This window comes from Curtobacterium phyllosphaerae (assembly GCF_049341865.1).
Lineage (GTDB): Bacteria > Actinomycetota > Actinomycetes > Actinomycetales > Microbacteriaceae > Curtobacterium > Curtobacterium phyllosphaerae.
In genome coordinates this window covers 148542-171493 of sequence record NZ_JBMPIU010000007.1, presented here as the reverse complement: position 1 = coordinate 171493, position 22952 = coordinate 148542, and the positions used below count along the sequence as shown (strand labels likewise).

At 71.4% G+C, this 22952-nt stretch carries 21 protein-coding genes; 9 read left to right on the top strand and 12 right to left on the bottom strand.

Annotated elements, in window-relative coordinates; genetic code table 11:
• Positions 1-4: 4 nt before the first annotated feature.
• Positions 5-1573 carry an alpha/beta hydrolase gene (locus ACO0E0_RS13565; protein ID WP_422871967.1) on the bottom strand — a complete coding sequence of 523 codons (1569 nt, stop codon included), beginning with the start codon at positions 1571-1573 and terminating at the stop codon, positions 5-7.
• 172 nt (positions 1574-1745) lie between these two features.
• Between ACO0E0_RS13565 and ACO0E0_RS13560 the strand changes: the two genes are divergently transcribed.
• Both ACO0E0_RS13560 and ACO0E0_RS13555 read left to right on the top strand, forming a co-directional pair.
• Positions 1746-3023 carry a quinone oxidoreductase family protein gene (locus ACO0E0_RS13560; RefSeq protein WP_422871966.1) on the top strand — a complete coding sequence of 426 codons (1278 nt, stop codon included), beginning with the start codon at positions 1746-1748 and terminating at the stop codon, positions 3021-3023.
• Between the two features lie 78 nt (positions 3024-3101).
• Positions 3102-3719 carry a DUF805 domain-containing protein gene (locus ACO0E0_RS13555; protein ID WP_422871965.1) on the top strand — a complete coding sequence of 206 codons (618 nt, stop codon included), beginning with the start codon at positions 3102-3104 and terminating at the stop codon, positions 3717-3719.
• A gap of 49 nt (positions 3720-3768) precedes the next feature.
• On the opposite strand, the gene ACO0E0_RS13550 is transcribed toward ACO0E0_RS13555, so the two are convergent.
• The 6 genes from ACO0E0_RS13550 to ACO0E0_RS13525 all read right to left on the bottom strand — a co-directional run bounded on the left by ACO0E0_RS13550 (position 3769) and on the right by ACO0E0_RS13525 (position 9331).
• The gene (locus ACO0E0_RS13550) at positions 3769-4449 is read right to left on the bottom strand and encodes a TNT domain-containing protein (RefSeq protein WP_422871964.1); all 681 of its coding nucleotides are present in this window, start codon (positions 4447-4449) and stop codon (positions 3769-3771) included.
• A gap of 22 nt (positions 4450-4471) precedes the next feature.
• The gene (locus ACO0E0_RS13545) at positions 4472-5236 is read right to left on the bottom strand and encodes a succinate dehydrogenase iron-sulfur subunit (RefSeq protein ID WP_422871963.1); all 765 of its coding nucleotides are present in this window, start codon (positions 5234-5236) and stop codon (positions 4472-4474) included.
• On the bottom strand, positions 5236-7056 hold the full coding sequence (sdhA, locus tag ACO0E0_RS13540) for a succinate dehydrogenase flavoprotein subunit (protein WP_422871962.1): 1821 nt from the start codon (positions 7054-7056) through the stop codon (positions 5236-5238). Before sdhA ends, ACO0E0_RS13545 begins: the two co-directional genes overlap by 1 nt.
• 55 nt (positions 7057-7111) lie before the next feature.
• Positions 7112-7558 carry a succinate dehydrogenase, hydrophobic membrane anchor protein gene (gene sdhD / locus ACO0E0_RS13535; RefSeq protein ID WP_422871961.1) on the bottom strand — a complete coding sequence of 149 codons (447 nt, stop codon included), beginning with the start codon at positions 7556-7558 and terminating at the stop codon, positions 7112-7114.
• A 13-nt stretch (positions 7559-7571) separates the two neighbouring features.
• On the bottom strand, positions 7572-8036 hold the full coding sequence (gene sdhC / locus ACO0E0_RS13530; RefSeq protein WP_422871960.1) for a succinate dehydrogenase, cytochrome b556 subunit: 465 nt from the start codon (positions 8034-8036) through the stop codon (positions 7572-7574).
• Positions 8037-8143: 107 nt separating this feature from the next.
• On the bottom strand, positions 8144-9331 hold the full coding sequence (locus tag ACO0E0_RS13525) for a glycosyltransferase family 4 protein (protein ID WP_422871959.1): 1188 nt from the start codon (positions 9329-9331) through the stop codon (positions 8144-8146).
• A 188-nt stretch (positions 9332-9519) separates the two neighbouring features.
• Here ACO0E0_RS13525 and ACO0E0_RS13520 point away from each other — a divergent pair, with 188 nt between their 5' ends.
• The 7 genes from ACO0E0_RS13520 (at position 9520) to ACO0E0_RS13490 (ending at position 18038) form a co-directional block, all read left to right on the top strand.
• Positions 9520-10632, top strand: a complete 1113-nt coding sequence (locus ACO0E0_RS13520) for a mannose-1-phosphate guanylyltransferase (RefSeq protein WP_422871958.1) — start codon at positions 9520-9522, stop codon at positions 10630-10632.
• A gap of 193 nt (positions 10633-10825) precedes the next feature.
• Positions 10826-11902 carry a BMP family lipoprotein gene (locus ACO0E0_RS13515; RefSeq protein ID WP_422871957.1) on the top strand — a complete coding sequence of 359 codons (1077 nt, stop codon included), beginning with the start codon at positions 10826-10828 and terminating at the stop codon, positions 11900-11902.
• Positions 11903-12033: 131 nt separating this feature from the next.
• Positions 12034-13554, top strand: coding sequence for an ABC transporter ATP-binding protein (locus tag ACO0E0_RS13510; protein WP_422871956.1), 1521 nt, complete (start codon positions 12034-12036; stop codon positions 13552-13554).
• Complete coding sequence (locus ACO0E0_RS13505; protein ID WP_422871955.1) at positions 13551-14924, top strand: ABC transporter permease; 1374 nt, start codon at positions 13551-13553, stop codon at positions 14922-14924. Before ACO0E0_RS13510 ends, ACO0E0_RS13505 begins: the two co-directional genes overlap by 4 nt.
• Positions 14921-16213: an ABC transporter permease gene (locus ACO0E0_RS13500; RefSeq protein WP_422871954.1), complete on the top strand. Its 1293-nt coding sequence runs from the start codon at positions 14921-14923 to the stop codon at positions 16211-16213. Before ACO0E0_RS13505 ends, ACO0E0_RS13500 begins: the two co-directional genes overlap by 4 nt.
• Before the next feature lie 23 nt (positions 16214-16236).
• Positions 16237-16746: a cytidine deaminase gene (locus tag ACO0E0_RS13495; protein WP_422871953.1), complete on the top strand. Its 510-nt coding sequence runs from the start codon at positions 16237-16239 to the stop codon at positions 16744-16746.
• Entirely contained in the window at positions 16743-18038 is a 1296-nt protein-coding gene (locus tag ACO0E0_RS13490; protein ID WP_422871952.1) for a thymidine phosphorylase, read from the top strand. The genes ACO0E0_RS13495 and ACO0E0_RS13490 overlap by 4 nt, the downstream gene beginning before the upstream one ends.
• 72 nt (positions 18039-18110) lie before the next feature.
• Here the strand turns inward: ACO0E0_RS13490 and ACO0E0_RS13485 are convergent, their stop codons facing one another.
• The 5 genes from ACO0E0_RS13485 to ACO0E0_RS13465 all read right to left on the bottom strand — a co-directional run bounded on the left by ACO0E0_RS13485 (position 18111) and on the right by ACO0E0_RS13465 (position 22849).
• Positions 18111-18383 carry a PTS sugar transporter subunit IIB gene (locus ACO0E0_RS13485; protein ID WP_422871951.1) on the bottom strand — a complete coding sequence of 91 codons (273 nt, stop codon included), beginning with the start codon at positions 18381-18383 and terminating at the stop codon, positions 18111-18113.
• On the bottom strand, positions 18380-18862 hold the full coding sequence (locus ACO0E0_RS13480) for a PTS sugar transporter subunit IIA (protein WP_422871950.1): 483 nt from the start codon (positions 18860-18862) through the stop codon (positions 18380-18382). The genes ACO0E0_RS13485 and ACO0E0_RS13480 overlap by 4 nt, the downstream gene beginning before the upstream one ends.
• Before the next feature lie 2 nt (positions 18863-18864).
• Positions 18865-19980, bottom strand: coding sequence for an adenosine deaminase (locus tag ACO0E0_RS13475; protein ID WP_422871949.1), 1116 nt, complete (start codon positions 19978-19980; stop codon positions 18865-18867).
• A gap of 170 nt (positions 19981-20150) precedes the next feature.
• A complete protein-coding gene (locus tag ACO0E0_RS13470) occupies positions 20151-21950 on the bottom strand; it encodes a phospho-sugar mutase (RefSeq protein ID WP_422871985.1) in 1800 nt (599 codons plus the stop codon).
• 50 nt (positions 21951-22000) lie between these two features.
• Entirely contained in the window at positions 22001-22849 is an 849-nt protein-coding gene (locus tag ACO0E0_RS13465) for a purine-nucleoside phosphorylase (protein WP_422871948.1), read from the bottom strand.
• Positions 22850-22952 lie beyond the last annotated feature (103 nt).

Below are 22952 nucleotides of genomic sequence, written 5' to 3'. Positions count from 1 at the left end.
CAGGTCAGCGGCAGCGCAGGTGGTCCGCCGGGACGGTGCCGTGCAGCAGGTACGCGTCGACGCTGTCGTCGACGCACTCGTCCCCGAGGTCGTACGCCGTGTGCCCCTGGCCGACCTTGGTGATGAGGTGGCCGGAGTCGAGCCGGGCGGCGAGCGACTTCGCGTCGGCGTAGGGCGTCGCGGGGTCGCCGGTGGTGCCGACGACGATGATCGGGTCGGCTCCGGGCGCCGTGACCGGCTCCGGGTAGTCGACGGGGCCGTACTTCCAGGCTCCGCACGTGACCCCGCTGTACGCCTGGTACGGCCCGAGCACCGGCGCCGCCTTCGCGAGGGCCCTGGCGTCGGCGCGCATGTCGGCGAGGTCGTCGTCGGACCCGTAGTCCAGGCAGCCGATGGCGGTGAACGCCTCGTTCTGGTTGTCCATGTAGGTGCCGTTCGACCGCCGTCCGTTGTACTGGTCCGCGAGCCGGAACGCCTTGGTCGGGTCGCCGTGCAGGGTCGCGGCGAGCATCGTCGTGAGGGACGGCCACTCCGATGTGCGGTAGAGCGGCGTCGCTATCGCGGTCGCCAGGACGGCGCCGGTGAGCTCCCGCCCGCCGGCCGTGACGAGCGGGTGCGCCTCGGTGTCGGCGAGCAGGGTCCGGAGACGGTCCATCGCGCCGTCCATCGACCCGGAGAACGGACAGGTGCCGCTGCCGACGGCCCGGTCCTCGCCCGCGAGACAGGCTCGCATCCACGCGCGCAGGTCACCCTCGAACGCCCCGGCCTGCGAGTCCGACGCGGCCTCGCTGCTCTCCGACCAGAGATCCTCGGCGCCGTCGAGCACGAACCGCCCGACGTGCCCCGGGTAGAGCCCGGCGTACACCGACCCGAGCGCGGTCCCGTACGAGTAGCCGAGGTAGTTCAGCTTCGACTCCCCGAGGTCCGCGCGGAGGAGTTCGAGGTCCCGTGCCGCGCTGGTGGTGTCGACGTGCCCGAGGAGTGCACCGGTGTGTTCCGCGCACGCGGCGGCGAACCGGTCGGCGACCTTCCGGTCGGCCGCGAGCCAGGCGGCCGACCCGATCCTCCCCGGCAGATCGGGGTACAGGAACCGGTCGAGCTCCGCGGCACCACCGCAGCGCACGCGACTCGAGTAGCCGACGCCGCGCGGGTCGAACCCGACGACGTCGAAGTGCTTCGCGACGTCCGGGGTGACCGCGTTCTCGACACCGGACCCGACCATGTCGACCCCGGAGCCGCCGGGGCCGCCCGGGTTGACGAGGAGAGCCCCCTCGCGGCGTTCGGTCGCGCGGTGCTCGATGAGTGCGAGGTGGATCGACGCCGTGCCGGCGTCCGACCAGTCGAGCGGTGCCTCGACGCTGGCACAACGGAAGTCCCCGCAGCGTTGCCAGTCGATCGGCGCGGTGTACGCCTGGAGGAGCGCGTGCGGGACCAGTCGTCCGACGCTCGAAGCCCCGGCGACGAGCCCCAGCACGATGCCGAGCGTCACCGCGAGCGCGATCCAGACGCGCAGGCGCACCGCCCGGGCCACGGGGCGCCCCGCGGGCGCGGTCTCGTCCTGCCAGTACGTCACTCGTGGTCCCCCCGTCGTCGGACGAGGCGACGTTACCAACCGACGGGACTCTGAGCACGTCCCCGTCCGGGTGGTCGGTGCGCGTCGTGGCGATCACGACCACCGATCGTCGGTTTCTCGGGGTCCACCGGTGTCCGATGTGTTCAATGGGGCGCGTGCAGGAGGTTCCCACATGAAGCACATCCACTACGACGGCGTCGACATCCTCGCCAGTGACGACGTCGCCGATGCCGTGATCGAGTACGCCGCGGCGCTCGCGGCCACCGGTCGTGCCGACACGATCCCGGTGCCGACGTCCGCGCCGGACGGCTCGTCGACCACGATCAAGATCCTCATCGGGCCGTCGAGCGAGCTCATCGTCGAGGACGCCGACGACGACGACCTCGAGATCGAGTCACCGGAGTTCGTCGGGCGGCTCCAGGCCGCCGCGCGGTCGTTCGGGACGGTCGGCCCGGTGCACGCCGCGGTCGACCCGGCCTTCGGCCCCGGCGGACTGCAGTCGTCCGGCACGGCGATGGCCTGGGTCGCGCCGCGGTTCGGCGGCCGCGAGGTCTTCGAGTTCGTCGAGACCGACGTGGCACCGCCGGAGGCGGGCGAGGTCACGATCCGGGTCCGCGCGGCGGGTGTCAACCCGGCCGACCAGAAGCACACCGAGGCGTCCGCTGGCGACGACCCGGGGCGTCTCCCGATCCGGATCGGCTACGAGGTCGCCGGCACCATCGCCGCGATCGGGCCGGACACCGTCATCGCTTCCGGGGGCGGCGCAGTCGGGGACGACGTCCTGGCCTTCCGGATCACCGGCGGGTACGCCACCGCGGTCACCGTCCCCGCCGCCGACGTGTTCGCCAAGCCGGAGTCCCTCGGGTTCGCCGAGGCTGCCAACCTGCTGCTCGCCGGCAGCACCGCCGCGGAGATGCTGCACGTCGCCGGGGTCGGACCCGGGGACGCCGTCCTCGTGCACGGCGCCTCGGGCGCGGTGGGTGTGAGCGTCCTCCAGCAGGCCGCGATGCTCGGCGCCCGTGTCGTCGGGACCTCGTCCGAGGACAGCGGCCACGTGGTCCGACAGTTCGGCGGCGATGCCGTCGTGTACGGTCCGGGGCTCGCCGACCGGGTCCGGGCCATCGTCCCGGACGGCATCGACGCGGCCCTCGACTGCGTCGGGACGGACGAGGCGGTCGACGTGTCGCTCGAACTGGTCGCCGATCGGAGCCGCATCGTCACGATCGCGGCTCCGGGCCGGGCGCACGACGAGGGGTTCCGAGCGATCGCCGGGTCGTTGCCGGACAGCGCGGCCTTCCGCGACTCGGTGCGCCAGCGGCTGGTGGACGTCGCCGGGGCAGGGGAGCTCGTCGTGCCGCTCGCGCGGACCTTCCCGCTCACGGAGGCGGTCGCCGCGCTCGGACTGCTCGCGACCGGTCACCCGGGCGGGAAGGTCGCGCTCGTCCCGTAGGGGCCCCGGCAGGCTGGCAGACTGGTGCTCGGGGGCACGCGTCGGCGTGCACGGACACCGACCACGAGAGCAGCAGCCATGAGCGACCAGCGGGACGGCCTCGACCAGGGCCCGGACGACCAGCAGCCGTCCGGTCGTGAGCCGGTCGACCGGCAGCCGTACCGTGATCAGATCGCCCCGCCGGCCCCGGGAGGGCGGTCCGGCTCCGGCCCGTACGCCGCGGTCCGGCCCACCCCGATCCCGTTCGCCGAGGACGGCACGCCACCACTCTGGGCGCCCTGGTACGGGGCCGGCCCACTCGACGCCGTCGCCAGGGCCTGGCGGAAGTACGCCCGGTTCGACGGCCGTGCCAGCCGCAGTGAGTACTGGTGGTGGGCGCTGGGGAACGCCGTCGCGTACGTTCTCATCGTCGCGCTGGGTGTCGTGATCACCGCGACCACCCGCACCACCGACGCGTACGGCGTCACGACGCCGGGCTCGGTCTGGCTCGCGGTCCCGGGCATCCTGTTCGTCGGCTGGTGGCTGGCGACGATCGTCCCCGGTCTCGCACTGCTCGTCCGGAGGCTCCACGACGGCGGTCTCGTCGGCTGGTTCGTGTTCGTCGCGTTCCTGCCGTTCGGCTCGATCGCGGTGCTCGTGATGACGATCCTCGAGTCCAAGCCCGAGGGTGCACGGTTCGACCGTCCGAGCACCTGAGGCTCCCCGGGGGCCCGGCGGTGGCCTCGGACCCCGCCCGGGCAGCGCGTCAGCGCAGACGGAGTCGTGTGAGCGAGCCGTCGACCACCAGATCGCGGACGGTCAGTGCCGGATCCGCGATCGTGAAGCGCAGGGCACCACCTGGCTGCCCGAACCACGGCTGGACGAACCGCACCGCCACGAGGAACGGCCGTGTCACGACGAACCGGTGCACGTCCGCGTCGGTGACGGACGTCGGTGGCAACGACCGCGTCGGCACCGGGGTGTCGAGCGGGTGCAGCAGGTAGCCGTCCGGCCCACCGAGGCGGTCCACCGGGACCTCGGCCGGGATCTGGATCGTGAGCCCTGCGGGCCCGGCGGCATGCACCTGCTGGGCGAGCTGCGGGTACGACGACGCGGCCCGGTCGCGCAGGCCGTCGAGCTCGGCCCGACTGACGTCACGCGCGGCGGGGAACGGCCGGTTCAGGAACCGCCGGAGCATCTCGACGGCCTCGTCCTCGCTCCGGGCGGTCGCGAGCCGCCGAGGAGCGCCGTAGTCGACGACCTCGAGCGCCCAGTCCTGGCGGCCCTGGGACGGTCCGCCCTGACCGTGCTGGTCCTGCGCGTCCACCGGCACGATGCGCAGCGCGCCCTCGACCGGCGGCTGCGTCGGCTGCTCGCCGGGGAGCTGGACGTAGCGGTTCGTGTACCCGAGCTGGTCGAGCGTCGGCCGGACGGCGGCGATGGTCATGTCGCGACTCTCCCGATCGGACCTACGCACGGCCCCGCATGACCGCCTGCTTGACCTCGGCGATCGCCTGGGTCACCTGGATGCCCCGGGGGCAGGCGTCCGTGCAGTTGAAGGTCGTGCGGCAGCGCCACACGCCCTCCTTGTCGTTCAGGATGTCGAGACGGACCTTGGCCTCGTCGTCGCGGGAGTCGAAGATGAACCGGTGCGCGTTCACGATCGCCGCCGGGCCGAAGTACTGGCCGTCGGTCCAGAAGACCGGGCATGAGGACGTGCAGGCGGCGCAGAGGATGCACTTGGTGGTGTCGTCGAAGCGGGCGCGGTCCGCCACGGACTGGATGCGCTCCTTGCCCTTCTCCGGGGCCGACTTCGGCTGCAGGAACGGCTGGACTTCGCGGTAGGAGGCGAAGAACGGCTCCATGTCGACGACGAGGTCCTTCTCGAGGGGCAGGCCCTTGATGGCCTCGACGTAGATCGGCTTCGTGACGTCGAGGTCCTTGATCAGGGTCTTGCACGCGAGCCGGTTGCGGCCGTTGATGCGCATGGCGTCGGAACCGCAGACGCCGTGGGCACAGGACCGACGGAACGTGAGGGATCCGTCCTGCTCCCACTTGATCTGGTGCAGGGCGTCGAGGATGCGGTCGGTCGACAGCATCATGACGTCGAACGGCTCCCAGTGCGGCTCGGCGTCGACGTCCGGGTCGAAGCGGCGGACCATGAGGCTGACGGGGAAGGACCCGGGAGGCGCGGTGCGCTCGGTGTCGGTGTCGCTGACCAGGGTGTCGGTCATCAGTACTTCCTCTCCATCGGCTGGTACCTCGTCACGACGACCGGTTTCCAGTCGAGCGAGATGTGGTCGTCGGCGAGCGACGAGTGGGGGTCGCCGGTCAGGTACGCCATCGTGTGCTGCATGTAGTTCTCGTCGTCGCGCTTCGGGTAGTCGTCCCGCATGTGTCCGCCGCGGGACTCCTTGCGGTTCCGCGCGGAGAACACGACGACCTCGGCGAGGTCGAGGAGGAACCCGAGCTCCACGGCCTCGAGCAGGTCGGTGTTGAACCGCTTGCCCTTGTCCTGCACCGAGATCTTCAGGTAGCGGTCGCGGAGCTCGTGGATCGTCTTGGTGACCTTGGCGAGCGACTCGTCGGTGCGGAACACCTGCGCGTTCATGTCCATCTGCTCCTGCAGCTCACGGCGCAGCGCAGCGACGCGCTCGGTACCGGTGGAGGCACGCAGCTGGTCGAGCATGGTCCGGACGCCCTTCGCTGGGTCGTCGGGCAGCGGCACGAACTCCGCCGTCTGCACGTACTCCGCCGCGTTGTTGCCACTCCGCTTGCCGAAGACGTTGATGTCGAGCAGGGAGTTCGTGCCGAGACGGTTCGAGCCGTGGACCGAGACGCAGGCGCACTCCCCGGCCGCGTACATCCCCGGGACGACGGTGGTGTTGTCGCGGAGCACCTCGCCCTTGACGTTCGTCGGGATGCCGCCCATCGCGTAGTGCGCCGTCGGCATGACGGGGACCGGCTCGGTCACCGGGTCCACGCCGAGGTAGGTGCGGGCGAACTCGGTGATGTCCGGGAGTTTGGTCTCGAGGACCTCCGCACCCAGATGGGTGCAGTCGAGCAGCACGTAGTCCTTGTTCGGCCCGGCGCCGCGGCCTTCGGCGACCTCCTGGACCATGCAGCGAGCGACGATGTCGCGCGGCGCGAGGTCCTTGATGGTCGGGGCGTAGCGCTCCATGAACCGCTCGCCGGAGGCGTTCCGGAGGATCGCTCCCTCGCCGCGCGCGCCCTCGGTGAGCAGGATGCCGAGCCCCGCGAGACCGGTCGGGTGGAACTGGAAGAACTCCATGTCCTCGAGCGGGAGCTTCGCGCGCCAGACGATGCCGACGCCGTCGCCGGTCAGGGTGTGCGCGTTCGAGGTCGTCTTGTAGATCTTGCCGAACCCGCCGGTGGCGAAGATCATCGCCTTGGCGTGGAAGACGTGCAGTTCGCCCGTGGCGAGCTCGAAGGCGACGACGCCGACCGGCTGGGGGCGGCTCACGCCGTCGTCCCCGACGACGTCCGCCATCACGAGGTCGAGCGCGTAGAACTCGTTGAAGAAGTTGACGCCGAGCTTCACGCAGTTCTGGAACAGCGTCTGCAGGATCATGTGACCGGTCCGGTCCGCCGCGTAGCACGCCCGGCGGACGGGGGACTTGCCGTGGTCGCGCGTGTGCCCGCCGAACCGCCGCTGGTCGATCTTGCCCTCGGGCGTCCGGTTGAACGGCAGCCCCATGTTCTCGAGGTCGATGACCGCGTCGATCGCCTCCTTCGCCAGGATCTCGGCGGCGTCCTGGTCGACCAGGTAGTCACCGCCCTTGATCGTGTCGAAGGTGTGCCACTCCCACGAGTCCTCCTCGACGTTCGCGAGGGCCGCGGCCATGCCGCCCTGCGCGGCGCCCGTGTGGGAGCGCGTCGGGTAGAGCTTCGAGATCACGGCGGTGTTCGCCTTCGGCCCGGCCTCGATGGCCGCGCGCATGCCTGCGCCGCCTGCGCCGATGATCACGATGTCGAACTGGTGGTGGTGAACGCCGTCGATGACGGTGCTCTCGGATGCAGCGGTGTCGGTCACAGATGTCTCTCGCTCAGCGGTGGGGAGTCGGGGCTCGCGGTCGCCCGCGGTCGGGTCAGCGTGCCGGGCAGAACGACGGCAGGTCGGCCGCGGCGGCACCGGCGGGGCACGGGTCGAACGTCCAGCACACCAGCGTGCCGAGGACGATGAGTGCGACGCACGCGACGAGGACCGCGACGAGGAGCGTCGCCCGGACGCCCCGTCGAGCGACGTAGTCGTTGATGATCGTGCGCATGCCGTTCGAGCCGTGGATGAGCGCCAGCCAGAGCATGAGCGTGTCCCAGACCTGCCAGAACGGGGTCGACCACTTGCCCGCGACGAACGCGAAGTCGACCTGCTTGACGCCTTCCCCCGCCACCATGTTGATGAAGAGGTGCCCGAAGATGAGCACGAGCAGGACGACGCCGGACGCGCGCATGTAGATCCACCCCCACTTCTCCCAGTTCGTGGTGCGGCGGGCGAGCGTTGCGGAGCGCGGGGGCTCGACGAGTTGCGTGGTCATTGCGCTGCGCCTTTCAGTGGAAGTCCGCGACGAGGTTCATCAGCTGCCGCGGGAGGAAGCCCGCGATGGTGATGATCCAGAGCGCGACGACGATCCAGGACATGAGCCGCTGGTACTTCGGCCCCTTGCTCCAGAAGTCGACGAGGATGATCCGGATGCCGTTGAACGCGTGGAACACGATCGCGATCACGAGGGCGATCTCGCCGAGGTTCATGATCGGGGTCTTGTACGTCCCGATCACGGCGTTGTAGGCGGCCGGGGAGACCCGGACGAGCGCCGTGTCGAGGATGTGCACGAGCAGGAAGAAGTAGATCGCGACGCCGGTGATCCGGTGCAGGACCCAGGACCACATGCCGGTGCCACCCCGGTAGAGCGTGCCGGTGTGCACGCGGGTCTCGGACGGGGTCGGCGGGCTGGCGACGCTCGTCGCGCCACGCGGCTGCACCGCGCCCGACGGTTCTGCGGTCTGCTCGGCCATGAGCTCGTTCTCCTATGGACTCTGGAGACGGTCGCCGATCGGCGGACCGTTGCCGTTCGTGCTCGATCGGCGGCCGCGGAGGGCAGCCGATCAGGAACACGTCCATCCTATGCGTCGCTACCGACCTTCTCGTTCCACCCGGCGAGCACGCCCCGGAGCGCCGCCGGTCGGACCCCGATGCGACGGGCGGTGTCGTGGTGGGCGAGGAGCTCGTCGCCGACCGCTTCCCACGTCGTGTGCTCGACGCGGGTGCGGCCGGCACGCCCCCACCGCACGGCCGTCGTCCGGTCGGCGTGCAGGGCGAGGACCGCCCTGCGGAGCGCGCCCGGCTCGTCCGGGTCGAAGAGGTCCCCGTCCACGCCGGGCGTCACGAGGTCGAGCGGACCGCCACGGGCCGGCGCGACCACCGGCACCCCGGACGCGTGCGCCTCCTGCAGCGTCTGCCCGAACGTCTCGGCGGGCCCCGTGTGCACGAACACGTCGAGCGCGGCGTAGACGTCCGCGAGGTCGTCGCCGCGGAGGGGCCCGGTGAACGTGACGTCGAGGTGCCGGAGCCGCCGTTCGAGCGCGGCCCGGGACGGCCCGCCGCCGGCGACCACCACCCGCAGCCCGGGGATCCCGCCGAGCTCGGCGAGGCGTTCGACCTCCTTCTCCGGTGCGAGCCGACCCACGTAGCCGACGACCGTCTCGCCGGCGGGAGCGATCCGGCGCCGGAGCGCACGGACCGGAGCGGAGGCGCGTCGCGCGGGGTCGAAGAGGCGCGCGTCGACGCCGCGTCCCCATCGGTGCACGCGCTCCACACCCGCCTCCGCGAGCATCGCCACCGTCGCGGAGGAGGGTGCGAGCGTGAGGGACGCCCCGGCGTGGATGCGGGAGAGCACCTTCCAGACGAGCGGCGAGGCTCCGGGGAACCCGTTCCGGCGGACGAACCCGGCGACGTCGGTCTGGAACACCGCGACCGACGGGATGCCGAGTCGCGCCGCCGCCGTCACGGCCCGGCCGCCGAGGAGCAGCGGGCTCGCGGCGTGCAGGACGTCCGCGCCGCTCCGGGCGAGGATCGTGTCGAGCACCGGGTGGGGGAGCGCCACCGGGAACTGCCGGTACGCGACCGCCGGGACCCGGTGCACGTCGAATCCGCGGTACTGCTCGAGCCGGGTGCTGCTGCGGCGTTCGGACGTCCACGGCGTGGCCGGCGCGATGACGACCGCGCGGTGCCCGCGGCGCTCGAGGTGGTCGAGGATCGCCAAGACGCTCGTGGTGACGCCGTTCACCGTCGGGAGGAAGCTCTCCGTCACGACGGCGACGGTCCGAGGACCTCCGCCGCCCCGCGCGTCGCGTGCACCGTGACCATCCATCTCGCTCCCGATGCTGCGCGCCGGACGTGACGAACCGGGGGCGAGCACGTGAACGACGGATGATGCCTGCGCGACGTCGGTCGGGCCTCCCGGCCGGGTCGGCCAGCTGCCGTCGATATGGTGGCCGCATGAGCGACCACCTCGAGCACTTCTACGCGATCATCCCGGCCGGCGGGATCGGGTCGCGCCTCTGGCCGCTCTCCCGCGCCGACGCCCCGAAGTTCCTCCACGACCTCACCGGTTCCGGCACCTCGCTGCTCCGGTCGACCTGGGACCGGCTCGCGCCGATCGCCGGCGACCAACGGATCATGGTCGTCACCGGACGGGCGCACCGCGCGGCCGTCGAGTCGCAGCTCCCGGGGCTCGCCGACCACAACGTCGTCCTCGAGAGCCAGCCGAAGGACTCGACGGCGGCGATCGGGCTCGCCGCCGCGATCCTCCACCGCCGCGAGCCGGACGTCGTGATCGGGTCGTTCGCCGCCGACCACGTGATCGGCGACGTCCGCGGCTTCCAGCGCTCGGTGCGCGAGGCCGTCATCGCCGCACAGGCCGGGTACATCACCACCATCGGCATCACGCCCACAGAGCCGGCGATCGGGTTCGGGTACATCCACGGCGGCGACCGGATCACCGTGGACGGCGCGGCGAACGTGCACGCCGTCCAGGAGTTCGTCGAGAAACCCGACCTCGACACGGCGCGCGGGTACGTCGCGGACCCCTCCTACATGTGGAACGCGGGGATGTTCATCGCGCGCGCGGACCGGCTGCTCGAGGAGATCGGCCGGAGCGAGCCGGAGCTCCTCGCCGGCCTCGAGCAGCTCGCCGAGGCCTGGGACACGTCCGCGCGCGGGTCGGTGGTCGACCAGGTGTGGCCCGACCTCAAGAAGATCGCGATCGACTACACCGTCGCCGAGCCCGCCGCGGCCGGCGGGCGGATGGCCGTCGTCCCGGGGGACTTCGACTGGGACGACGTCGGCGACTTCGCCTCGCTCGCCAAGCTGCAGTCCGGCGGACGACCCCACAACCTCGCCGTGCTCGGCGACAACGCCCGGATCCTCGCGGACTCGTCGAGCGGCATCGTCGTGAGTCACAGCAATCGACTCATCTCGCTCATCGGGGTGGAGGACATCGTCGTGGTGGACACGCCCGACGCGCTCCTCGTCACCACGAGCGCGAACGCGCAGCGGGTCAAGGGCGTGGTCGACGCGCTCAAGATCAGCGGTCGCGACGACGTCCTGTAGCGGTACGCCCATCGAGTACCCCGACGCGCGGGTCCGGGGTACCAACGTTACGGTCCGGTTACGGATGCGTCGCGACTTGGTAACCGATCACCGGGGTGCCGGCACGGGGTACTGCACCGCCCGGACTGTCGTGTAAGTTCCTTCCGATCGCCCGGTGCAGCAGCCGGGCTCGCACCCCGTGGAGGACACCCCCGTGACATTCAGTACCCGAAAGGCCGCCGTCGGTGGTCTCGCCCTGCTCGGCACCGTGGCGATGCTCGCCGGCTGCTCGTCGGCGCCGTCGTCGAACGCCAGCTCCGGCTCCGGCTCGAAGTTCCTGCCGTGCATGGTCTCCGACTCCGGCGGGTTCGACGACAAGTCGTTCAACCAGCTCGGCTACGAGGGCCTGAAGGACGCCGCGTCCGACATCGGCTCGAAGTACAAGGCCGTCGAGTCGAAGGACTCCACCGTCTACGACTCGAACATCTCGCAGCTCGTGAACCAGAACTGCAACCTCATCGTCACGGTCGGGTTCAACCTCGCCGCCGCCACGAAGAAGCAGGCCGCGGCCAACCCCGACACCGACTTCGCGATCATCGACGACAACTCGATCAACGCCAAGAACGTCAAGCCGATCACGTTCGACACCTCGCAGGCGGCGTTCCTCGCCGGTTACGCGGCCGCGTCGTACAGCAAGACCGGCGTCGTCGGGACCTTCGGCGGCATGCAGATCCCGACCGTGACGATCTTCATGGACGGGTTCGCGGACGGCGTCGCGTACTACAACGAGAAGAAGTCGAAGGACGTCAAGGTCGTCGGCTGGGACGAGAAGGCCCAGAAGGGCACGTTCGTCGGCGCCTTCGAGGCCGGCACCCAGGCCAAGGCGAGCGCCCAGACGCTCATCCAGCAGAACGCGGACGTCATCTTCCCGGTCGGCGGGCCGATCTACCAGTCGGCCGCCGAGGCGATCAAGGACGCGAACAACGGTTCGGTCATGATCGGGGCGGACAGCGACCTGTACGAGGCCGACCCCCGCTACAAGGACCTCGCGCTCACCTCGGTCGAGAAGGGCATGCGCCCGGCGACCAAGGACGTCGTCGAGCAGGCGTCGAAGGGCAACTTCTCGAAGACCCCGTACGTCGGCACCCTGAAGAACGAGGGCGTCAGCATCGCTCCGTTCCACGACTACGCGTCGAAGGTCGACTCGGGCCTCCAGGGCGAGCTCGACACGATCAAGGCCGGCATCATCGACGGCTCGATCACGGTCGACACCAAGGCGACCGTCAAGTAGCACCGTGCACGCGGGCGGGGGCGACGCTCCCGCCCGCGTTCGCGCGCCGGAGCATCGCGGCGTGACGAGGCCGCAGCGTCGCGGCCGGGCAGCACAGAGCACCACCTCCCGAGAGAAATAGAATCCCTGTCATGAAGCTCGAACTCCGTGGGATCACGAAGCGGTTCGGTCCGTTGGTCGCGAACGACCACATCTCCCTCACCGTCGAACCCGGCGAGGTGCACGCGCTCCTCGGCGAGAACGGTGCGGGCAAGTCGACGCTCATGAACGTCCTGTACGGCCTGTACCAGGCGGAGGAGGGTGAGATCCTCCTCGACGACGTCGAGCAGCAGTTCGCCGGCCCCGGCGACGCGATGCGCGCCGGCATCGGGATGGTTCACCAGCACTTCATGCTCGTCCCGGTGTTCACCGTCGCCGAGAACGTCATGCTCGGCCACGAACCGACGACGTTCGGCGGTCGGCTCGACCTCGCCGGTGCCCGCGCCCGGGTCCGCGAGATCTCCGACCGGTTCGGGTTCGCCGTCGATCCGGACGCGAAGGTCGAGGACCTGCCGGTCGGCGTGCAGCAGCGCGTCGAGATCATCAAGGCGCTCTCCCACGACGCCTCGGTCCTGGTGTTCGACGAGCCGACCGCGGTGCTCACCCCGCAGGAGACCGACGAGCTGATGACGATCATGCGGCAGCTCCGCGACGCCGGGACCGCGATCGTCTTCATCACCCACAAGCTCCGCGAGGTCCGCGAGGTCGCGGACCGGATCACCGTCATCCGCCTCGGCAAGGTCGTCGGCGAGGCGTCGCCGACCGCGTCGAACGCCGAGCTCGCCGCGCTCATGGTCGGCCGCGCGGTCGAGCTGACGGTCGCGAAGGACACCGCGACGCCCGGCGAGGAGGCCCTCGTCGTCCGGGACCTCACCGTCACCGACGCCGCCGGGCACGTGCTCGTCGACGACGTCTCGTTCACCGTCCGACGCGGCGAGATCGTCGCGATCGCCGGCGTCCAGGGCAACGGCCAGACGGAGCTGACCGAGGCGATCCTCGGGCTCGAGTCCGTCCGCTCCGGGTCGATCACCCTCGACGGCGCCGACATCACCGACGCGAGCGTCAAGCGCGTCCTCGACGCCGGCGTCGGGTTCGTCCCCGAGGACCGGCAGGAGGACGGCCTGGTCGGCGAGTTCTCGATCGCCGAGAACCTCATGCTCGACCGCTCCGGTACCGGCGAGTTCGCCCGGGGCGGCACGGTCCTCGGCGCGGCTCGCGACGCGTTCGCGGACGACAAGATCAGGGAGTTCGACATACGCACGCCGTCGCGGGCCACCGCGGTCGGCCGGCTCTCTGGCGGCAACCAGCAGAAGGTCGTCCTGGCACGCGAGCTCAGCCGCGACCTGCGCCTGTTCGTCGCGGCGCAGCCCACCCGCGGCGTCGACGTCGGCTCGATCGAGTTCATCCACAAGCGCATCGTCGACACCCGGGACACCGGCGTGCCCGTGATCGTCGTGTCGACGGAGCTCGACGAGGTCGTCGCCCTGGCGGACCGCATCGCCGTGATGTACCGCGGCACGATCATCGGCATCGTCCCCGCGGACACCCCGCGGGACGTGCTCGGGCTCATGATGGCGGGGGAGCTCCCCGCAGGAACGGAACTGGCGGCATGACCGCGGACGAGACACCCGACCAGACCCGCACCGAACCGGACGCGGCGGTCGCGACGGACCGGACCCCGGCCCTCCCGACCGACGACCGCCTGCAGGACGTGGGCCCGGCGGCGGGCGCGAGCCTCATGACCGAGAGCGCGGACAGCGCGGACCGCGGTGGTCGGAACGACCGCTGGCACGCGGCACTGCAGAGCATGCTGAACGGCTCCGTGCTCGTCACGGTGCTCGCGATCGTGCTCGCCCTCGTGGTCTGCGGGGTCCTCATCGCCGTCACCGACCCGACCGTGCAGAAGGCCTCGGGGTACTTCTTCGCGCGGCCGAGCGACACGTTCCAGGCCGTCGGCCAGAGCGTCGGCGGCGCGTACGCGAGCCTCTTCCAGGGCTCGGTCTACAACTTCCTCCGCCCGGGGTTCGCGAACGGCATCGTGCCGCTGACGCAGACGATCACCTACGCGGTCCCGCTCGTCGCGGCCGGTCTCGGCGTCGCGGTGGCGTTCCGCGCCGGGCTGTTCAACATCGGCGGCCAGGGGCAGCTCCTGATGGGTGCGGCCGCAGCGGGCTGGGTGGGCATCAACGTGCACGCCCCGGCCGTCGTCCACATCCCGCTCGCGATCCTGGCCGGCATCGCCGGCGGCGCGGTCTGGGCCGGCATCGTCGGCGTCCTGAAGGCGCGGACGGGTGCGCACGAGGTCATCGTGACGATCATGCTCAACTACGTCGCGTTCTACCTCCTGAGCTACATGCTCCGCACGCAGGGACTGCTGCAGGCGCCGGGGAGCGCGAACCCGGAATCCGGGCCGACGCGGAGCACCGCGATCCTGCCGAACCTGTTCGGTCCCCGGTACGGCATCAACCTCGGGTTCGTCGTCGCGATCATCGCGGTGGTCGTCGTCTGGTGGCTGATGAACAAGTCGACGCTCGGGTTCCAGTTCCGCACGGTCGGCGAGAACCCCCGCGCCGCGCGTGTCGCGGGCATGAGCGTGCCGAACCTCACGATCTGGTCGCTCGTCATCTCCGGTGCGCTCGTCGGCATCGCCGGCTCCTACCAGGTGCAGGGCGCGCTCACCACGGGGTTCACCTCGAACATCGACGCCGGCATCGGCTTCGACGCGATCACGGTGGCGCTCCTCGGCCGGTCGCGACCGTGGGGCGTGTTCTGGGCGGCGCTGCTGTTCGGCGCGCTGAAGTCCGGCGGGTACGCGATGCAGGCCGCGAACGGCGTCCCGATCGACATCGTCAGTGTCATCCAGGCCCTCATCGTCCTGTTCATCGCCGCGCCGCCGCTCGTCCGCGCGATCTTCGGCATCCCGCAGCCGGGCCGGCGCCGCCGGACCGCCAAGTCCCGCACCCGGAAGGCGGTCGCAGCGTGAGCGTCCTCGCCCCCAACGCCACCGCCCCGGCCTCGCCGGTCGGCGACCGTCCCGTCGAGCAGGTCCGGAGCTGGAAGGCGACGATCGGGTTCGCGGTGTTCACCGTGCTCGCGATCCTGCTGCTCGGGGTCTTCCACCACACCGGGACCGCGACGTTCCGGCTCGCCTCGGCGTCCGACTTCGTGCAGCTCCCGGCGGTCCCGCTGCCGGTCGCCGCGACCGGGATCGTCGTCATCGTGCTCATGGCCGTCGCCACCGCGTACGTCGCCTGGCTCGCGTCGGCCCGACGTCGGGTCCCCACGTGGGTCACCGCGGTGTTCGCGGTCGTCGCGATCGTCGGGTTCCTCGCCTGGTCGAGCGCCGGCGCGACGATCCCCGTCCCCGGACTCCTCGTCGGGGCGCTCGGGCTCAGCGCGCCGCTCATCTTCGGGTCGCTCGGCGGCGTGATCTCGGAGCGCGTCGGCGTCGTCAACGTCGCGATCGAGGGGCAGTTCCTCGCGGGGGCCTTCGCCTCGGCCATGCTCGCCTCGTTGACGGGCTCCGCCTGGGTGGGACTCGTCGCGGCCGTGGTCGCGGGCGTGCTCGTGTCGTTCGTCCTCGCGGCGTTCAGCATCAAGTACCTCGTCGACCAGGTGATCGTCGGCGTCGTCATCAACGCCTTCGTGTCGGGCCTCACCGGGTTCCTGTACTCGCAGGTGCTCTCGCCGAACGAGTCGACGCTCAACAAGGGCATCCGGTTCGACAACCTCGCGATCCCCGGTCTGTCGAAGATCCCGATCATCGGGCCGGTGTTCTTCGACCAGTCGGTGATCGTCTACCTGATGTACGTCGCGGTCGCCGCGGTGACGATCGGCCTGTTCACGACGCGCTGGGGGCTGCGGCTCCGCGCGGTCGGCGAGCATCCGCAGGCCGCGGACACCGTCGGGATCAACGTCACGAGCACCCGGTTCTGGAACGTGTCGCTGGCCGGGGCGATCGCCGGGCTCGGCGGGGCCTTCTTCACCCTCGGGTCCGTGGGTCCGTTCGCGAAGGACATGACCGCCGGCGCCGGGTACATCGCGCTCGCGGCGGTCATCTTCGGCCGGTGGGACCCGATCAGGGCCACGCTCGCCGCGCTGCTGTTCGGCTTCGCCTCGAACCTGCAGAACGTCCTCGGCGCGATCAACTCGCCCGTCCCGAGCGAGTTCCTGCTCATGCTGCCGTACATCGTCACGGTGTTCGCGGTGGCGGGCCTCGTCGGGCGGTCGCGCGGGCCGGCGGCCTCCGGCAAGCCGTACATCAAGAGCTAGCCGCGAACGCACAGGAGGAACGGATGACGTCCGACACGCAGGACCACGCTGGCAGCGGGGTGGGCGCGGCCACGGGCCTCCCGTCCGACACGGGCGTCGTGGACTGGCCGGCGCTCCGCGCGGCCGCGACCGACGCGATGCGGCACGCCTACGCGCCGTACTCCTCGTTCCCGGTCGGGGCGGCGGCGATCACCGACGACGGCCGGCTGGTGTCCGGGTGCAACGTCGAGAACGCCTCCTACGGCGTGACGCTCTGCGCCGAGTGCTCGCTCGTGTCGCAGCTGCACATGACGGGCGGCGGACGGCTCGTGGCGTTCACGTGCGTCGACGGGACCGGTGCCGTGCTCATGCCGTGCGGGCGGTGCCGGCAGCTGCTGTTCGAGCACTCCGCGCCGGGGATGGTGCTCGAGACGGTGTCCGGGTTCCGGTCGATCGACGAGGTCCTCCCCGACGCGTTCGGACCGCGGACCCTCGACGCCTACGCGGACGCTCGTCGGGGACCGTCGTCCGCGCCGGCTGGGGACCGCTCGTGACCGCCGTCGAGCCGTTCGACACGGTCGACCTCATCCGGGCGAAGCGTCGGTCGGAGACCCTCGCGACCGCCGAGATCGACTGGCTGGTGGACGCCTACACGCGCGGCTACGTCGAGGAGCCGCAGATGGCGGCGCTCGCGATGGCGATCTTCCTGAACGGGATGGACCGCCGCGAGGTGCGTGACCTGACGCTCGCGATGATCGCCTCGGGCGAGACGATGTCGTTCCAGGGTCTCGGGAAGACCACCGTCGACAAGCACTCCACCGGCGGCGTCGGCGACAAGATCACCCTGCCGCTCGCCCCGCTCGTCGCGTCGTTCGGCGTCGCCGTCCCGCAGCTCTCCGGCCGTGGGCTCGGCCACACCGGCGGCACGCTCGACAAGCTCGAGTCGATCCCGGGCTGGCAGGCGTCGTTGTCGAACGAGCGTCTCGTCGAGGTGCTCCGCGACGTCGGCGCGGTGATCTGCGCCGCCGGGACGGGCCTGGCCCCCGCGGACAAGAAGCTCTACGCGCTCCGCGACATCACCGGGACCGTGGAGAGCATCCCGCTCATCGCGTCGAGCATCATGAGCAAGAAGATCGCCGAGGGCACCGGCGCGCTCGTGCTGGACGTCAAGTTCGGGTCCGGTGCCTTCATGCAGGACATCGAGCAGTCGCGGCTCCTCGCCCGGACGATGGTCGACCTCGGCAACGACGCCGGGGTGCGGACGGCGGCGCTCCTCACCGACATGGACGTCCCGCTCGGGCTGACCATCGGCAACGCGCTCGAGGTCCGCGAGTCCGTCGAGGTCCTCGCCGGCGGCGGTCCGTCCGACGTGGTGGAGCTGACGCTCGCGCTCGCGCGGGAGATGCTCGACGCCGCCGGGCTCCCGGACGCCGATCCCGCCGCCGCGCTCGCCGGCGGTCGCGCGATGGACACGTGGAACCGGATGATCGCCGCGCAGGGCGGCGACCCGGCAGCACCGCTGCCGACCGCGCGCGAGACGCACGTCGTCGCGGCACCGCGGTCCGGGGTGCTCGCGTCGCAGGCGGCCCTCCCGTTCGGCGTCGCGGCCTGGAGGCTCGGTGCCGGTCGAGCGCGTGCGTCCGACCCGGTGCAGGCCGGCGCCGGCATCGAGCTGCACGCGAAGCCGGGCGACACCGTCGTCGTGGGGCAGCCGTTGTTCACGCTGCACACCGACGAGCCCGCCCGGTTCGCCCGTGCGCTCGAGGCCGTCGAGGGCGCGTGGTCGATCGCCGAGCCGGGGACCGTCCCGGCGCGGGGCCCGGTCGTCACCGAGCGCATCGCCTGACGACGCCGGCCGCGGGCCGGGTGTGCCCGTGGGAATGGCGTCAGCCCGACGTCGACGGTCCCGCGAGCCGGGTCAGCCGAGAGCCCGCTCCACCGCGTCGGTGATCTCCTGCTGGTCGAAGTGGTTGCGGATCACGATGACGTCGGCGTAGGTCGTCCCGATCGCCGCGACGAACTCCGCGCTCGTCAGGATGACCTGCGCGTCGTCCGCCACGGCACGCACCGATGCGACGTCCGCCGCGACGACCTCGGCCTCGAGCCCGAGCTTCGTCAACGCCCGCTCCGCGTTCACCTTGAGGATCCCGCTCGCGCCGATGCCGGCACCGCAGATCGTGACGATCTTCACGACACACTCCCGTCCACCGGGGACACGGAACCGTCCGCCGGGATGCCCATGATGGCCCGGATCTCCTCCGCACTCGTCGCTGCGGCGAGTCGCGAGGTCACCGACGGGTCGTTGAACACGTTCGCCAGGGCCCCGATCGACTCGAGATGGGTCCCGACGTCGAGCACGGCGAGCCCGAGCACGACCCGGACCGGGTCGTTGTACGCGCTCCCGAACACCACCGGCGTGGCGAGCGTCACGACGGCGAGCCCGTCGCCGAGGACGGAAGCGTCCGGCCTGGCGTGCGCGAGGGCGAGACCGGGCGAGATGACGATGTACGGACCGTGTTCCTCGACCATCGCGAGCATCGCGTCGACGTACGGCGGCGCGGCGAGACCGGACGCCACGAGTGCGTCACCCGCGAGCCGGATGGCGGCACGCCAGTCGTCCGCGACGGCGCCGATGACGACCGCGGTGTCCGGGAGCGGAGGGAGCGACATGGTCAGGCCTCGGCGTACCCGTCGGTGATCGTGGCGATGATCTCCTCGCGGTCCTCGAGCGGCAGGAACGCGCCGAGGGCGGCGTTGATCTGGAACGCGGCGAGGTCGTCGAGGTCGTAGCCGAACGTCGCGGCCAGCAGGGCGAGCTCCTTCGACAACGACGTGTTGCTCATCAGTCGGTTGTCGGTGTTCACGGTGACGCGGAACCCGAGCTGGTACAGCGTGTCGAACGGGTGGTCGGCGAGGTCGTCGCCCCACGCCGCGATCGCCCCGGTCTGCAGGTTCGACTGCGGGGCGAGCTCGAGCGGGATCTCCCGGTCGCGGACCCAGGACGCGACCTCGCCGAGGGAGGCGAGTGCGGAGCCGTCGTCGGCGGTGTGGGTGATGGTGACGTCCTCGAAGAGCCGGACGCCGTGCCCGAGCCGGAGCGCACGGCCGTCGAACAGGGCCGAGCGGATCGAGTCGAGTCCGTCGGCCTCGCCGGCATGGACCGTGACGGGCATGAAGTGCTGCGCGAGGTGGTCGAACGCCGCGCGGTGGTTCGACGCGGGGAACCCGGCCTCGGCGCCGGCGATGTCGAACCCGACGACGCCGTGGTCGCGGTGCCGGAGGGCCAGTTCGGCGATCTCGAGGCCGCGGTCGGCGTGGCGCATGGCGGTGACGAGCTGGCCGATCCGGATCGATCCGCCGGCTGCGTCGACGCCCTGCTCGATGCCCTGCTGGACCGCGTCGACGGCTTCGTCGAGCGTCAGTCCCCGCTGCAGGTGCTGTTCGGGGGCCCACCGGACTTCGCCGTAGACGACGCCGTCGGCGACCAGGTCCTCGACGAAGTCCCGCGCCACCCGCGTCAGCGACGACGCCGTCTGCATGACGGCGGTCGTGACGTCGAACGTCTTCAGGTACTCGACGAGCGATCCCGAGTTCGACTGGTCGGCGAACCACGCGCCGAGCTCGGCGGAGTCCGTGGTGGGCAGGGTCACGCTGTCGGCGTCGGCCAGCTCGATGATCGTGGCGGGTCGCAGTCCACCGTCGAGGTGGTCGTGCAACGACACCTTGGGGAGGTCGTTGACCACTGCCCCGCCGTCGGGGAGTCGGTAGGTCTGATCGGGGGCGCTCATGCGGACAGGCTATCGCCGCGGGACGACCCGAGGCTGCGCTCTCGCCACGAAGACCCGTCGCCAGCGCGACCGTCGGCGCGCGGACGACGACGGTCCGGTCGGGAGGTCCGCGGCTCGGAGCGCGCGCAGAGCACCCGCCCGGACTCGTGAGGGCTCGTCGGCGCGCCGGGCTACGACACGAGGGGGCGCACGGCGTCGGAGAGTGCACGGACGAGCGCATCGGCCTCGGCGGGGGTCTCCGCCACGGTGTCGACGTACACCTTCACCTTGGGCTCGGTGCCGCTCGGCCGGACGATGACCCGGCAGCCGTCGGCCAGGTCCCATCGCAGGATGTCCGACGGCGGGAAGCCTTCGGCCCCGTCGGCGAAGTCCGTCACCCGGGCGACCGACACACCGGCCAACGACTCCGGGGGCGAGGAGCGCAGCGCCGCCATGATCGAGCCGATGCGCGCGAGGTCGTCCACCCGCGTCGAGACCTGCCCGGACGCGAACGCCCCGAACACCCGCGCGAACTCGTCGAGGCGGTCGGCGATCGTCCGACCGCGGGCGTGCAGCTCGGTGGCGAGGGACAGGAGCTCGAGGGCGGCCGAGATGCCGTCCTTGTCGCGGACGACGTCCGGGTCGACCAGGTAGCCGAGCGCTTCTTCGTACCCGAACACCAGGCCCGGCACGCGGGACACCCACTTGAACCCGGTCAGGGTGTCCCGGTACGCGAGTCCGTACCGCTCGGCGACGCGGCGGAGCGCTGGGGAGCTGACGATGCTGGCGGCGAGCGTGGCGACGGGGTCACCGAGCCCGGACGGCAGGGTCGGGGCAGGGTCCGGTCCGCCGGCTGCGGTCGAGCGACCGCCGGCCGGGGATCCGTCCGGAGCACCCGTCGGGGCTCCCGGGTCGGTGGGGTCGTCGAGGTCCGCGAGGGCCGCGAGGTCGTCGAGGTCCTCGGCCGGATCGAGGTCCGACGGCGGACCGTCCACTGCCGCACGTTCGGCCGCGCGCCAGCCGAGCAGCCAGCCGACCTCGTTCCCGGAGAGACGTCGGAACGATCCCTGTCCGTCCGGGATCGCCAGGGCGAGCCGGTCGGCGTCCGGGTCGTTCGCGATGACGAGGTCCGCCCCGAGCTCGACGCCCCGTGCGATCGCGAGGTCCATCGCGCCGGGCTCTTCCGGGTTCGGGAACGCGACCGTCGGGAACGAGCCGTCCGGCTCGATCTGCTCGGGGACGACGTCGGGGACCGCGAACCCGGCATGCTCGAACACGGCCCGGGCGGTCGACCACCCCACGCCGTGCATCGCCGTGTAGACCGCCCTGGGCTGCGCGTCCGGGGTGATCTCCGGGAAGTCGACGAACCCGGCCGTCGCCTCGACGTACGCCCGCAGGAGCGTGTCGTCCGCCACGCGGTACGACGTCGACCGAGGGAGATCCGCGATGGACCCCGACGCGACGCGCTCGATCGCCGCGGCGATCGCACCGTCCGCCGGGGGCACGATCTGCGAACCGTCGTCGTCGTCGCCGAGGTAGACCTTGTACCCGTTGTCCCGCGGCGGGTTGTGCGACGCCGTGACCATGACACCGGCACCGACGTCGAGGTGTCGCACGGCGAACGCGAGCACGGGTGTCGGGAGTGCCGACGGCAGCAGGATGACGTCGAGCCCCAGGCCCGCCATGACCGCGGCCGAGTCACGGGCGAACACGTCGGAGTTCACCCGGCCGTCGTACCCGATGACGACGCTCCGCGACCGACCATCGTCGAGCAGGAACCGGGCGAGGCCGGCCGCTGCCTGCGTGACGAGCACCCGGTTCATCCGCAGGGGTCCCGGCCCGAGTTCGCCGCGGAGTCCGGCGGTGCCGAACTCGAGCCGTCCGGAGAACAGGGACGTCAGCTCCGCGAGCGCGTCGGTGTCCCCGCCGGTCGCCGCGCCGAGCAGCACGGACAGCTCGGCCCTGGTGTCCTCGTCCGGGTCCTGCTCCATCCACGCGCGAGCAGCCGCGACCGCGTCCTGCAGGGCCGTCCCGAGGCCGCTCACAGTGCTGTCACCACCCGGGCGAGCAGGTCCGCGATGACCGGCTCGGCGTCCTTGCCGGCCTGCAGGACCTCCGCGTGCGACAGCGGCTCCTCCTGGATGCCGGCGGCCAGGTTGGTGATGAGCGAGAACCCGAGGATCTCCATGCCGGCCTGGCGTGCGGCGATCGCCTCGAGCGCCGTGGACATGCCGACGATGTCCCCGCCGATCGTCTTCGCCATCTGCACTTCTGCCCAGGTCTCGTAGTGCGGGCCACGGAACTGCGTGTAGACGCCTTCGTCCAGCGACGGGTCGACCCCGCGCGCGATCGTTCGGAGTCGCGACGAGTACAGGTCCGTCAGGTCGATGAACGTCGCACCCTCGAGCGGGCTGTCGGCGGTGAGGTTGATGTGGTCGCTGATGAGCACCGGCGTGCCGGGCGTCCAGGACTCCTTGATGCCGCCGGCACCGTTCGTGAGCACCATGATCGACGCCCCGGTGGCCGCGGCGGTCCGGACGCTGTGCACGACACGGCGGACCCCGTGGCCTTCGTAGTAGTGCGTGCGCGCCCCGATGACGAGCGCGTGCCGGCCGTCGGACATCCGCACGGAGCGGAGCGTGCCGGTGTGTCCGACGACCGCCGAGGCGCTGAACCCGGGGACGTCCGTCGCGGGGATCTCGGACACGGTCTCGCCGATGAGGTCCGCGGCCTTCGCCCACCCGCTGCCGAGGGTCAGCGCGATGTCGTGGCGATCGATGCCCGATCGTTCGGCGATGACGGCGGCGGCGTCACGGGCGACGTCGAACGGGTCGACCGTGGGGTCGGAGAGCGGGTTCGCCGTACAGGAGGAAACAGGTGCATCGGTCATGCGGACAGCCTATGCAGGGTCACGCAGGGGGAGGCACGGCGCGCGCCGTGCCTGTGGGGAACGACCCGCGCCTCCCGGACTGTGCAGGACGAGCTGCGCGGTG